Below are 12873 nucleotides of genomic sequence, written 5' to 3'. Positions count from 1 at the left end.
GAAGGTCCGCTTTGGGCTGACTGCGGTCCTTTTGGAGCAATACTGCGGATGTCTGCAAAGTCCCGCACACCGGTCGTTCACTGAATTTTTCTGAGCGACCGCACTGAGCCCAATACAGACATTTGGTTCAAGCGCAGCATCTGTCGAAAAGGACTAGAAACGTTCATTCGCTGCGTCCTGCGCCTTGGTTCACGAAGCAAAGTTAAGCCGCCATTGCTTTTTCATTCTGTACTAGTCCACACTGACTCTCCGTAAATGGTAAAGGGAGACCCCCATGAGCAAAGAAACGATCGGATTTGTTGGTGTTGGCTTGATGGGTCAAGGTATGGCCTCAAATCTGCTAATGGCCGGTTTCACAGTTAATGTGATTGCTCATCGAAACCGCGGACCTGTCGATGAGTTGGTCGCTCAGGGTGCGACGGAGGCGGAAAACCTCGCGGAGCTTGCAGCAGTGTCATCAGTTATCCATGTTTGTGCGCCCGGTTCTCCTCAGGTCGAGGCAATCGTGGCAGCCATGATGCCGTCCATGCAGGCCGGTAGCGTCATTGTAGACTGCTCCACGTCAGACCCGAATTCCACTTTGGCACTCGCGAATAAGTTAGCGCAGGCCGGTCACCATATGGCGGACGCGCCGTTGGGCGGGACACCCGTGCAGGCACAGAACGGAGAGCTGGCGACCATGGTCGGCGCAGACCCAGTTGTTTTTGAGCGGTTGAAGCCTGTTATCGCAGCTTGGGCAAAGACCATCGTTCACATCGGCCCATGTGCTGCAGGGCATAAAATGAAGCTTCTGAATAACTTTCTTTCACTGGGATACGCGGCGCTCTATTCGGAAGCGTTGGCACTGTCCGAAAAAGTCGGAATATCCACCAAGGAATTCGACTCGGTCATTCGTGGCAGCAGGATGGATTGCGGGTTTTATCAAACCTTCATGGGGTACGCCGTTGAAGGCAATCGAGACTCCCACAAATTCACTTTATCCAATGCTCTGAAAGATTTGCGTTACCTCGAAGCCATGGCAGATGAAGTGGGGCTGTCCAATCCAATCGGAAACGCCGCAAAAAACAGTTTTGCAATGGCGCTCGCCGCTGGAGGTGACGGGCCGAACGACTACGTTCCTCACCTTGTGGATTTCGTAGCTGCGAGAAACGGCGTATCCAAGGCGTAATTCTGGTCGCATTGCACAAGCAGTTAAATGCGAACTCTTTAAGATACGGGCACAAGGATTTCAGGTAATACCGCCAATCATGATGAGGATTAGAACTGAGAATTTTTTTCCTTGGCGTTTGAATAGAAAGTTTCATCCTGCGTCATTTCCTTCTTAACATCAAATCCTTCGTAAAACCGCGCTACTACCTCTGACGTCGTTAAATTTACAGAGTGGTTGTCGTGTGTTACGTTGAAATCCGGATAACTCATTTCACGGATGCTCACGAACTGTTGGCGCTCAGAGCAAAAACCAATCAATTGACCTCCTCCGAACCGCTTCACAATGCGGCCTGCTGCCGGTTAGTTGAGCTCAACTGGCGCTGAATGAAAAGGCGCGGGACTTCTTTGCCAAGTCACTCACTCAACAATAAAAAAGAATAATGAAATACTTGCTCCAAACCCCAAGTGCCAGAGCAATCCTGATGGCACTCTTCATAATCATTGTCGTGAGGGTGTGCTGCCATGAAGGAGCTGGATATCAAGAGCCTGATAAAGAGTATTGGGACGGCAGAGGCAGGCCCTAACCCGCACTGCCACAGCCTTATGTGTCTTCTTTCCTCTCATAAGCTGTCATCTGAGAAAAATGGTCAGATGACCAAGTTGAGCCCAAAATGCCCCTGATCCACGAACATCGGAATACAAAAAACTGCAAGTAATCGGCATTCTATGCAGCTAAGTGAGCTACGAGAAGGTATATGCATAAGTCCGAAGTGTTAAATGCGGTGCGTCAGGTATGGCAGAGCAGAAGGGAACCACTACAGTGCCGTTAAACAGACACCGCGGACCTTAGTTGTTCTTTGCCAATTTGGCATTTGGAGCCGCGTAGATGAGGGGTGCCTCGCTCGAGAACCAAGAATTCATCGCCTAACGAATAAGCAAACTCAAAAAACTGCTCGACCAAGACTATAGCCATTTCCCCTTGATCGCGTAGCAGGCCGACGACTTCCCCGATCTGTTTGATAATGTTTGGTTGAATACCTTCGGTCGGTTCGTCCAAAAGCAGTATCTTTGGCTTCGTGATCAACGCGCGCGCAATTGCAAGCTGTTGCTGTTGACCACCAGATAAGTCGCCCCCGCGCCGAGAAAGGAACTCTTTTAAGACCGGAAAAAGCTCGAAGATATAGCTGGGGATCGCGTGATCGCTGCGGGGCAGGCAGGCGAAGCCGATTTCGAGGTTTTCGCGAACCGTTAAAAACGGAAAGATCTCGCGCCCTTGCGGAACGTAAGCCACTCCTTTTCTGGCAAGCTCAAAGGAAGTGACATTGCCGATTTTTTTGCCGTTCAGCACATAGTCGCCACCGCTGCGGGGATGCGTGCCGGATATCGCTTTCAAAAGACTTGTTTTTCCAACGCCATTTGTCCCCATCACGCAGGTCACCTGACCCTGACGCGCGGTAATGTCGACGGCGTGCAAGATCAGGCTGCCGCCATAGTGCAGGGTCAGATCGGAGATGTTCAGAAGGTCAGCGGCCAAGATAAACCTCGATTACTTTTTCGTTCCGGGTGACATGGTCCAACGATCCTTCGGCCAGAACCGATCCATCGTGCAGCACGGTGACTTTGCAGTTCAAGCGACGGACAAACTCCATATCGTGTTCGACAACGACGACGGCCCGGGTTTTGGCCGCTTCGACAAGAATGTCGGTCGTATGCTTGCGCTCTGCCGGGGTCATCCCCGCCGCAGGCTCATCGACCAGCAGCAATTGCGGGTCCTGAGCCAGCAGCATCCCGATCTCGAGCCATTGCTTTTGCCCGTGGCTAAGTTCACTTGCCTTGCGGTCCAAGGCGCTCTGCAGTCCGATTTCCTCGGCCAGCGTTGCGACTCTCTCATGATCTTCCTGACGCGCCCGGAACCGCAGTACAGCCAACGGCCCGCGTTTGTTTTTCAAAGCAAGCATCAGGTTTTCTCGGACGCTTTGGTCTTCGAACACAGTCGGTCGCTGGAACTTTCGCCCCACTCCGGCCTGCGCGATCTGACTTTCGCTCATCGAAAGTAGTGAAACCGATTTTTCACCCCAAAGAACATGACCATCATCCGGCTTGGTCTTGCCCGTGATGATGTCCATGAACGTCGTCTTGCCCGCCCCGTTCGGGCCGATGACGGCGCGCATTTCGGCCGGGCCGATTTGGAATGTCAGGTTGTTGATCGCCTTGAAGCCGTCAAAGGACACGGAAACGCCAGAGACTTCGAGAAGCGTGCTCATTCATTCGCCTCCTTTTCGCGCAGCGATCCAAGGTCTGGTCCTAGGTCGGCCCCATGTCGATCCGGCGCGCGGCGCTCTGTAAGCTTGTCGATCAGTCCCCCTATGCCGCGCGGCGCGAACAGCGTGACCGCAACAAATGAGAACCCAAGCAGGATGGTCCACCAGTCGACCCATTGGATCGTGTAGAACCTAAGCGAGATATCAGGGGCTTGCCCGCCCGTGAACCATGTCGACAGCAACGAGACAAAGGCCGCACCGATCACCGCTCCGTACAGCCGTCCGCGCCCGCCGATTGCCACCCAAACGGCCAGATAAATTGACGCAATGGGCGCAATCTCGGCCGGGTTAATGATGCCCGCCTGTGGATAGTACAAAGCGCCCGCGATACCACAAATCACGGCGGTGAAGGTAAAGATGAAAAGCTTGTAGGCCTCGACCGAGTATCCAAGGAACCGAACGCGGCTTTCGTCGTCTCGGATGGCGCGAATGACCGATCCAAATTTGCCGGACACCACCGATGCGCAGACAAGGTAGCCAAGGCCAAGCGCCAAGGCGGACGCCCAGAAGAACAGGATCGAAACTGTTGATTGCGGCACCGAGTCCAGTCCCGGCAGGTTCTGCAGCCCGGACAAACCATTGTTCCCGCGCAACCCGCTGTCGTTCTGGAATAGGTACAGGGACAGCGCCAGCGTCATCGCCTGCGTCAGGATAGACAGGTAAACCCCGGTCACCCGACTGCGAAACGCCAGCCACCCAAAGATAAGGGCCAGCAGACCGGGCACCAACACGACGGCAGCCAGTTGCAGCGGTAGGGAATGTGCGAAAGCCCAGATTGGGGGGAACTCGGATGCGCCGACAACGCCGAAAATCTGAGTGGCAATGCCATCCGAGATTTCCTGAACCGTCGGCGGCAAGGCAGAGGCCGCGAGGCTGTCGACCACGATTATCTCGGTACGGGCGTACATCAGCCACATGCCGATGGCATAGCCGCCAATGCCAAAGAACGCCATGTGCCCCAGCGACAGGATACCTGTGTATCCCCACACCAGATCCATTGCCAGCGCAGCAAGACACAGGCACAGCGTCTTGCCCAAGGCTTTTATAAAGCTGGTGGAAATCAGCCCGATGCCAAACCCTTCGCCCAAAACGGTGATGATCGCCGTAAACAGGGACAGGATGATCAGAAAGATCGCGACAGAGGGATAACGCAGCACCAGCGGCTTGCGTATCGGCTCGGCTGTAGAAGTCATGTCAACCATATCACGCTTCCGCCGCCCGACCTTTGAGCGCGATGATGCCGCGCGGTCGGAATTGAATGAACAGGATGATGAAAAGGATCATGTAGGTCTGCGCAGCCAGCGTATTGGAGGGGTTGAACCACTCAATCCCCTTTTGCAGCGTTCCGACCATCGTCGCGCCCAGCAACGTGCCCCAGATGTTGCCAACGCCGCCGACGACCACCGTCATAAAGCTCTGTACAATGTAGTCAGAGCCCATCTCGGACGTGACTTTGGCGTAAAGCCCGATGGCCACGCCGGCGATGCCAGCAATGCCCGAACCCAGACCGAACGTCAGCATGTTGATCCGGTCCGGGTTGATGCCCATCGAGGACGCCATGCGCGGGTTCTGGGTCACAGCCCGCACCTCAAGCCCCAGCCGGGTTCGGTTCATGACAATAAGGAACAGCGCCAGAAACAGCAGCGCCAGAACGAAGATCGCAATGCGAATGTAGCTGATCGACACGATGTCGTTCAGAACCATCGACCCATCCAACCATGCCGGCGCAGTAAGAGGACGCGCCTGCGTGCCAAATATATTTTTGGCCAGTTGCTGCAAGGCAATGGAAACACCGAAGGTTGCCAGCAACGTCTCTAGCGGGCGGTGGTACAACCACCGAATGACGAGCCGCTCCAGCAGAACTCCGGCCCCGAAGGTCACGAGAAACGCGCATGGAATAGCCACAAGGATCGAAAGCGTCAGGTCAGGAATGAACAACTGCACCACATAGCCGGTGTAGGCGCCCATCATAATGAATTCACCATGCGCCATATTAATCACGCCCATGACCCCGAAGGTGATCGCAAGACCGATTGCAGCGAGGAAATAGATCGAGGCCAGAGACAGCGCGTCCAACACCAGATCCGCTGTCTGGTTCAATGCAACCTGCGTTTCGATGTTGTCCAAAGCCGCCTGCGCAGCAAGGGCGATGGGAAGGGGGGCCGACACGTACACCTTGAAAAACTTATGCTTTTGAACGGCTTCGGCAATATCTTCCTGTGTCACCAGAGGGGCCGCCAAACCTTGCTGGGCCAACACCTGATACGCGGCCTCTCGGGCGGCGTCCTCGTCAAGGCTCGCCACTTGCACACCCGCAACGGTATCGCCGTTTATGTTGGCGATCAGGGTTTGCTTTACCGCTGCGGCATCCACCGGTTCCGGGGCCAACCCGTTTGCGACAAGAAGGTTATAGGCTTGGTCCTGCGTCAACTCGTCTGATCCGACCTCAATGCCAACCGCACCGTCCGGGATTTCATCTGCGGCCTTGATTTCGGATGAAACCAAAGGATTGAGCGTTGCCCTGACATCAACACCCAGATCGCCGGCAAAGCTGTCGATTGCAGCAAGCCTCGCGGCCTCATCCTCATCAAAGCGAATGGTGAGCAAGCGTTCCAACCGGTCTTTGCGCGCCTTGAGGTCTGCGTCTTGTTCAGCCTCGATGGAACCCCGCAGGGCAGACAGGTGCGACGCTTCGGCGTCTCGCTCAATCGCTGTCAAAGCAGCGACGCGTGTCCTTGGATTGGGGTCGTTCAGCTGAAACTGCACCAGAGCAGACGCGATCAACCCGCGAATGCCAGAATTGGGCTTGAGTTGTTTGTATTTCTTTTTCTCGACAACCCCGATCTCGGCCCCGTCAGATACATCGAAGATCTGCAACCCACCGTCAGCCTTTGAGGCAAAGACAAAAAGACCGATTTCTTTGTTGAACCACATGTCCTTGGCCTGCCAACGCTCCAGAACGGTCTGCGCTTCCGGCAGCCCACTTTGCGCCAGCGCGTCGATCGCAGGGCCAATCGTCTTGCGAGAGGATTTCTGAATCACCTCCGCGTGGGACTGCAATATCTGCTGCACCGGGGCGTCTGCGGATTGCGCTTGCAAAAGGGTAGGGGCCACAAGGACCAGCAGGGCAAGCACTGCCCGCCTGAACGGAAGCGTCATTTAGGAAGACCTTTGTATTGAGCCTCGGGGCACAACTCGCGCGCCCCGAGGAATTCAGGTTAAGACCTTAGTAGTTGGACTTGATCTGTACGCAGCTCTCGGTTTCGGTGTTGTACATCCCGCAACCCAGCTCTTTCCAATCCGACACGAGAACAGCGGACTCAGGCAGATAGTCGGTCCAGGCATCGCCCGGAACTTCTTCGGTCTGGCTGATGATGTCGAACTGACCGTCTTCCTGGATTTCACCGATCAGGACCGGCTTGGCCAGATGGTGGTTGGGCAGCATCACAGCGGTGCCGCCTGTCAGGTTCGGGAATTCCTGACCGTACATGGCGGTCCGAACAGCGTCCACATCGGTGGTGTCGGCAGCCGTCGCCGCGTTCACCCACATGTTGAAGCCGATATAGTGGGCCTCCATCGGGTCATTGGTCACACGGTCCTCACCCATTCGGGCTTTCCAAGCTTCGACCCATGCTTCGTTCGCATCGCTTTCGGCCGACTGGAAATAGTTCCAGGCCGCCAGGTGACCGACGAGGTTGGTGGTATCCAGACCGGCTAACTCTTCCTCACCGACCGAGAAGGCGACAACCGGAATGTCATCAGCCGAGATGCCCGCGGCGGCAAGTTCTTTATAGAAGCCAACGTTCGCGTCGCCATTGATGGTCGAAATCACGCCGACTTTCTTGCCATCCGCACCAAGCGCGACCACGTCGGCCACGATCTTGGACCAGTCCGAATGTCCGAACGGCGTGTAGTTGACGAAAATGTCCTCTTCCGCGATGCCCTTCTGCTTCAGGTAGCTTTCAAGGATATTGTTCGTGGTCCGCGGATAGACGTAGTCGGTTCCCAGCAGCGCAAATTTCTCAACTCCCAGCTCATCCAGGAAGTAATCCGTGGCTGGGATCGCCTGCTGGTTCGGCGCAGCGCCTGTGTAGAATACGTTTTTCGAGCTCTCTTCGCCCTCGTACTGAACCGGATAGAACAGCAGGCCGTTCAGTTCTTCGATCACCGGCAGGACGGATTTGCGGGAAACCGATGTCCAGTTGCCAAAGATCACGTCAACTTCGTGCACTGTCAGCAACTCACGCGCCTTTTCGGCAAAAAGCGGCCAGTCCGAGGCCGGATCTACAACGACAGCTTCAAGCTCGCACCCCAGAAGACCACCGGCTTCGTTTTGCTGTTCGACCAGCATTTCCATCGTGTCTTTCAGCGTGGTTTCCGAAATGGCCATGGTGCCGGACAACGAATGAAGGACGCCAACCTTGATCGGGCAATCGGCCAGTGCAGGCAATGAACTGGCCAACAGGACTGCGGCGGTTGTGGTGAGAAGTTTGGTGTGCATCAGCATTTCCTTTTATGCGACGCGCAGCAGGGTTGTTCGGGGCGCCGAAACGTCCCATATACCCCCCCCACGCATAATTGCGGTGTGCGAGGGCGTCTTCAGGTTTCCTGGGCTGGGCACCTTCGCACATGTTCCAAGCCGTCTTGCGGCACTCCATAGTGCTAGGACAGTTCTCCGCAGCACTCAGAGTCTCATGACCCGAGTTCCTGGACAGATTGAGGGTATTGCCTAATCTTGCGGCAGCGCAGCATGCCCCGCTTAATAATGCGGCAGCGCAGCGAAGCGGCTCTTATACACCGCCAAGGATCAACAAGTTACACTGATCCAAATACTGCTTGGCGGTACGGCGCGCCACATTTGCCTTCGTTTCGTCTGAACCAAAGGTCGCGGTTTGCAGCAGACGTGCATGCGCGTGTTTGGAATTCACCCTGTGGCTTAGGACAAATTCGGCATTTTCTGCTGTGGTCGTCGCTTCCAGCAGAGACACAAACCCGCCGCGCCGCAGTTCATAGTCCTGAGCTTTGGCATCGTTCAAAAGCCACGCATGTTCCATTTCAGCCGAGAAGCGCCCTGCACAACCTGCAAAGGACTTTACGATCCCACTTTCTGCATAGAGCAATCCAGAAGACGCCAGGATGCACAGATTTGAAAGCAAAAATGTTCTCAAAGTGCTCATAAAATTACCATCGTCAATGGAAGTGCGCCCGTCAAGGCAGCACTCTGAAATCAACTGTGTTCAGTTTAGGGCTTACTTGAAATAAAATACCCCGCCTTTTTCGAGCTCAGATTTGATTTATCACACCGGTTCCGCAATATAAGGCCAAGCTCGCACCAAACTTCTGAAGAGGCCGAACTGACGCTCACTATCGGCTTCAAATAGCTAAAGCGTCGCATTAGTTGGAAGTTTCAATGTCTGAACTGAGACCCGCTTGAAACTCTCGATCCGCTACCCAAGACCAAGATTGAGGCCGCTCAAGCAGTCGTTCACTCAAACCAAACGTGCTGCAGTGTAGCAAACAACGGCTTTGTCCGCTGAGCGGCCGTTGGCATCAGATGCAGCGAACGGCTGCTCTGAGCCCAATCTGGACATTGACAAGCGGCTATGCCCACTGTGAACCATGTCGCTGACGGAAGACCTGAAGCAAATTCTGGAAACCGCCCTGCCAACCGATCCCAGCTTTCGGCGGGTCGAGAAGGCCGTCATAGACAACAGCGTTAATGACTGCCGACGATACGCTTTGGAGGGCTCCATTGAAGCCTTTTTGTTGTCCGCGATGCGTCTATTGGCACTTCCCGACAATGGGCACACACGGTTGATTCCGAATGATGCAATCTCGGTGCTACCGCTGAGGTTCGTGACCGTGGGGCGTTCGGTGCAAGTCATTGGGGCGGCACCAGGGGTAACTGCACCGCAAGGAGAGGTGATAGCAGTCAACGGTGCGGCTGTGAGCCAAATCGAAGCCACTGCGCAGAAATTTCTGGCGGGAACGTGCCAAAGGAAACGGGTCATCGGACCAATTCTTCTGGCTTGGCCGTACGCTTTGACACGTTTAGGTTTTTCGTCAAACGACGGTTCGGCCGAGTATCGCGTGAAGGACGAAAATGGGCAGATAACCAATCTGAAGGTAGCAAATGGTAATACTGTTCCTGCATCGACGCTCTACCCGAGAAACGAGCACGGCAAGGCTGATCCGGCCTGGGAACCCGAGACCTTTGTGGAGATTAAGGACTGGCAAGATCTTGGGCTATCAATAGCGTTGCCAAGTTTCTTTGATCCGAGCGAAAATGCGCTGCCCAAAGCTATCTCAGCGGCAGTGGAACGCGTGCGCGCCGGCTCGAACAAAACACTCTTGATTGACGTTCGCGGAAACACCGGCGGTGATTTTCTTTTAACCATGCCCTTGATCGACGCCATCTCGCAAAGCGCAAGTAAGCAGGTTGTCGTGCTTGTCGACAAATTCACGTTTTCCGCAGCGATCGTGTTTGTGGCCATCCTAAAACATCGTTTGGGAAACAGGCTGAAACTCATCGGGGAAGAAATGGGCGACGGGTTGGTGTTCTTTGCCGAGGGCAGGTTGCTCGATTTGCCGACTAGCGGAGCGGTCGTTCGATACTCATCAGCTTTTCACGACTGGAAGAATGGAACGTCTGACGAAACCACACCGCCTGAGATCGCGCGGCAAATCGTACCTGTAGGAGCACTGAACTTGGATCGGGTGTGGGTCGAAAGACCTAGTGGTAAGGATACACCTGGCTCGTTCTATCAACGAGTTCTTAAAACCATGAGCGATTAGACGAACGGCCGCTTCGTCCGCAAGGCAGTCGCTCATTCACCGCGCAGTCAATGTCTGCTTCGAACCCAATGCGTCAGATGCCGCACATCAAGTGAATGGCCGCCTTCAGGCTGCCATCGCGCAAACTGGACAAGGTTAACCGTTAGTACCAAGTGAACATTAAGGGTTGCTCGGCTACATTAGGGCTGATCGCTATTGAAGATAGAAATGTAGACTTTCCAATTCCCGTCCGTTTGACGCTTCAGAACATGACAAACTTTCCCTTCTCTGGAGGGTCGGAATCCAAAATCGCAAAAGACCCCACCTGATACGCCACATCGCCATCGACACCAAAGTCGATTAGTTCATTAGTATGCGTTCCGCCGGTATTTTGTTTCATGCGAGATTGATAAGATTTGATGAACGCCTCTCGGCCACGCAGCATCGGTTCTCCCGGTGCCAAAAGCATAACGTCTTCTGTGAAAAATGCGGCGCAGCCGGCGGGGTCACCTCGATTGAAGGCTTGGTTGTATGCCTCATCAAAGTCTTCGAGCATTTGCCTCATACCCATGGAGGTTCCTTTTCTGCGTAACATAAGCGAATGATATTAGACTTCTTCCGTCTCGCCAATACAGCACAATGAGGGTGAGGTTGCTATACCAGTGGCCTTTCCGTACGAGCTGCATAACGGTCATTCGTAAAAACTCAGCGGCCATCAGCTGTGAGGCCACTATGGTGACAAAGTGGTCGCTCGCGTGCCCTGAAGATAGTGACCGCTCCTAAAGGATCCGAAAAATAGTGGACCCTGGGATAGCCAAGCGCCCAATAGTCTGATGGAATGAGTGATAAATTTCATCGTTAACTGCCGATTAGAAAAGGTGTTCTAGCTTGCGTCGACTTGCTGCCATTCTAGCCGCTGATGTTGTTGGATTTTCCACGCTTATGTCACGTGACGAACAAGGCACGCTGGAACAGCTGATAGCTTTTCGGCGCAATTGCTTCGATCCGCAGATTGCCGAGCACAACGGCAGAATTGTTAAGCTTATGGGCGACGGTGCATTGGTGGAATTTGCGAGCGTTTTGGATGCGGTCGCATGCGCGATCGCCATCCAAAATAACTCCAAAGCTCAGACTGAAAACCAGATCCAGCTTAGGATTGGTGTCAACTTGGGCGACGTGATTACAACTGGTGAAGACATCTATGGTGACGGGGTTAACATCGCGGCGAGACTGGAACCTTTAGCTGAACCAGGTGGTGTATGCATTTCCGGAATCGTTCATGACAGCCTAAGGGGTAAGATCAACGCATTTCGAGATGACGGAGAACAAAAACTCAAAAACATAGAAACGCCTGTCCGGGTTTTTCACTGGGCTCCCGGCGATATCACTACATCAAATACGGCGCCGCCGAATTTGAACGCTGGAAAAGCTTCAATCGCCGTATTGGCATTTGACAACATGTCTTCCGATCCAGAGCAGGAATATTTTTCCGACGGAATCGCAGAAGATATCATCACTGCGTTGTCGCATTTCCGCGATTTCTTTGTCATCGCTCGTAATACGAGCTTTACCTACAAGGGGCAGGCCATTCGCGTTGATCAGGTGTGCCAGGATCTGGGCGTAAGATACCTGGTGGAAGGAAGTGTGCGGAAAGCAGGCGATCGAGTGAGAGTGACTGCGCAATTGATCGACGGAGAGAGTGGCGCTCACATTTGGGCCGCAAAATACGATCGGGAATTGACGGATGTCTTTGCTGTTCAGGACGAAATGACCCAATCCATTGTTTCGGCCGTCGCACCCGAAACGATCGGTGCTGAAACCCGACGCGCACGTTCGAAACGGGCAGATAGCCTCAGTGCTTGGGACAAGGTGCTTCAAGCCAGATGGCACCTTGGAAAATTCACAAAGGAAAATAACCAGATCGCCCATGACCTGTTAAAGCGATCTCTGGAAAGTAACCCGGATGATAGCGAAACACATGCGGCTCTTGCTCTCAGTCACATCATGGGCATGCTTCACTTGTGGCGCACAGATACCAAGGATGCAATTCAGGCGGGAGAAGTTGAGGCCGGCCTTGCAGTGCAACTGGATGATCAAAATGCCAACGCTCACGCTGTATTGGGCATGGCTCTGTGCTTTGCGCGTAAGTTCGATGAGTCTCTGATCTACTTGTTACGTGCCATAAACCTGAACCCAAACTTAGCCATTGGCTATGGTAACATTGCGGCCTTGTATGGAGTTTCGGGCGAGTTCGACAAAGCAGAGCTATCGGCCAGACATGCGATGGCTCTCAGCCCCCGTGACCCATTGAAAGCGTTTTGGCGCGGAGGGCTAGGGATCGGTGCCTATGTCACGCGACAGTACGGTCTCTGCCTGGAAAACGCGATCGAAGGCTTGAAAGAGCACCCAGGCTACGCGTCTCTCATGCGACAAGAAGCAGCCGCATTGGGTATGTTGGGGCGCCGGGAAGAGGCACAGCTTTCTATAAAGCGATTGCTTGAAACGATGCCGGGGCTGACAATTGAGCGTGTACGCAAGATGGTACCGGTTAAAGATAGAGAAGACTGGGAGCATTGGCTTGAAGGCCTTCGGCGCGCTGGATTGCCCGAGTAAAAAAGATGCTAAAGCC

10 protein-coding genes are annotated in these 12873 nt (G+C 54.1%); 3 read left to right on the top strand and 7 right to left on the bottom strand.

Annotated elements, in window-relative coordinates; translation table 11 throughout:
• The first annotated feature begins 274 nt into the window (after positions 1 to 274).
• Complete coding sequence (locus ACR3EQ_RS11910; RefSeq protein ID WP_170612206.1) at positions 275 to 1168, top strand: NAD(P)-dependent oxidoreductase; 894 nt, start codon at positions 275 to 277, stop codon at positions 1166 to 1168.
• An 807-nt stretch (positions 1169 to 1975) separates the two neighbouring features.
• Here the strand turns inward: ACR3EQ_RS11910 and urtE are convergent.
• The 6 genes from urtE to ACR3EQ_RS11880 all read right to left on the bottom strand — a co-directional run bounded on the left by urtE (position 1976) and on the right by ACR3EQ_RS11880 (position 8701).
• Positions 1976 to 2683: an urea ABC transporter ATP-binding subunit UrtE gene (urtE, locus tag ACR3EQ_RS11905; RefSeq protein ID WP_170612204.1), complete on the bottom strand. Its 708-nt coding sequence runs from the start codon at positions 2681 to 2683 to the stop codon at positions 1976 to 1978.
• Positions 2673 to 3413, bottom strand: a complete 741-nt coding sequence (urtD, locus tag ACR3EQ_RS11900) for an urea ABC transporter ATP-binding protein UrtD (protein ID WP_170612202.1) — start codon at positions 3411 to 3413, stop codon at positions 2673 to 2675. Before urtD ends, urtE begins: the two co-directional genes overlap by 11 nt.
• Positions 3410 to 4663, bottom strand: coding sequence for an urea ABC transporter permease subunit UrtC (gene urtC / locus ACR3EQ_RS11895; protein ID WP_480491775.1), 1254 nt, complete (start codon positions 4661 to 4663; stop codon positions 3410 to 3412). Before urtC ends, urtD begins: the two co-directional genes overlap by 4 nt.
• 10 nt (positions 4664 to 4673) lie before the next feature.
• Positions 4674 to 6629 carry an urea ABC transporter permease subunit UrtB gene (gene urtB / locus ACR3EQ_RS11890; protein ID WP_480490745.1) on the bottom strand — a complete coding sequence of 652 codons (1956 nt, stop codon included), beginning with the start codon at positions 6627 to 6629 and terminating at the stop codon, positions 4674 to 4676.
• Positions 6630 to 6696: 67 nt separating this feature from the next.
• Positions 6697 to 7971 (bottom strand): urea ABC transporter substrate-binding protein, encoded by a 1275-nt coding sequence (gene urtA, locus ACR3EQ_RS11885; protein ID WP_170612198.1) that lies wholly within the window; start codon positions 7969 to 7971, stop codon positions 6697 to 6699.
• A gap of 289 nt (positions 7972 to 8260) precedes the next feature.
• On the bottom strand, positions 8261 to 8701 hold the full coding sequence (locus ACR3EQ_RS11880) for a hypothetical protein (RefSeq protein ID WP_170612196.1): 441 nt from the start codon (positions 8699 to 8701) through the stop codon (positions 8261 to 8263).
• Between the two features lie 388 nt (positions 8702 to 9089).
• Between ACR3EQ_RS11880 and ACR3EQ_RS11875 the strand changes: the two genes are divergently transcribed.
• Positions 9090 to 10265: a S41 family peptidase gene (locus tag ACR3EQ_RS11875; RefSeq protein WP_170619824.1), complete on the top strand. Its 1176-nt coding sequence runs from the start codon at positions 9090 to 9092 to the stop codon at positions 10263 to 10265.
• 241 nt (positions 10266 to 10506) lie between these two features.
• Here ACR3EQ_RS11875 and ACR3EQ_RS11870 read toward each other — a convergent pair whose 3' ends face one another.
• Entirely contained in the window at positions 10507 to 10800 is a 294-nt protein-coding gene (locus ACR3EQ_RS11870; RefSeq protein WP_480490743.1) for a YybH family protein, read from the bottom strand.
• Positions 10801 to 11132: 332 nt separating this feature from the next.
• Between ACR3EQ_RS11870 and ACR3EQ_RS11865 the strand changes: the two genes are divergently transcribed.
• Positions 11133 to 12857, top strand: a complete 1725-nt coding sequence (locus ACR3EQ_RS11865) for an adenylate/guanylate cyclase domain-containing protein (protein WP_170612174.1) — start codon at positions 11133 to 11135, stop codon at positions 12855 to 12857.
• Positions 12858 to 12873 lie beyond the last annotated feature (16 nt).

Source organism: Ruegeria sp. AN11, from assembly GCF_056536005.1.
Note: the sequence above shows the minus strand (reverse complement) of the source record. Positions and strands in the feature narration are given on the sequence as shown.

What these genes read in the sequence shown, in the direction of transcription:
- ACR3EQ_RS11910 (WP_170612206.1), top strand. Translation starts at nt 275, where the DNA reads ATGAGCAAAGAAACGATCGGATTTGTTGGTGTTGGCTTGATGGGTCAA.
- urtD (WP_170612202.1), bottom strand. Translation starts at nt 3,413, where the DNA reads ATGAGCACGCTTCTCGAAGTCTCTGGCGTTTCCGTGTCCTTTGACGGC.
- urtC (WP_480491775.1), bottom strand. Translation starts at nt 4,663, where the DNA reads ATGACTTCTACAGCCGAGCCGATACGCAAGCCGCTGGTGCTGCGTTAT.
- urtB (WP_480490745.1), bottom strand. Translation starts at nt 6,629, where the DNA reads ATGACGCTTCCGTTCAGGCGGGCAGTGCTTGCCCTGCTGGTCCTTGTG.
- urtA (WP_170612198.1), bottom strand. Translation starts at nt 7,971, where the DNA reads ATGCACACCAAACTTCTCACCACAACCGCCGCAGTCCTGTTGGCCAGT.
- ACR3EQ_RS11875 (WP_170619824.1), top strand. Translation starts at nt 9,090, where the DNA reads ATGTCGCTGACGGAAGACCTGAAGCAAATTCTGGAAACCGCCCTGCCA.
- ACR3EQ_RS11870 (WP_480490743.1), bottom strand. Translation starts at nt 10,800, where the DNA reads ATGCTCGAAGACTTTGATGAGGCATACAACCAAGCCTTCAATCGAGGT.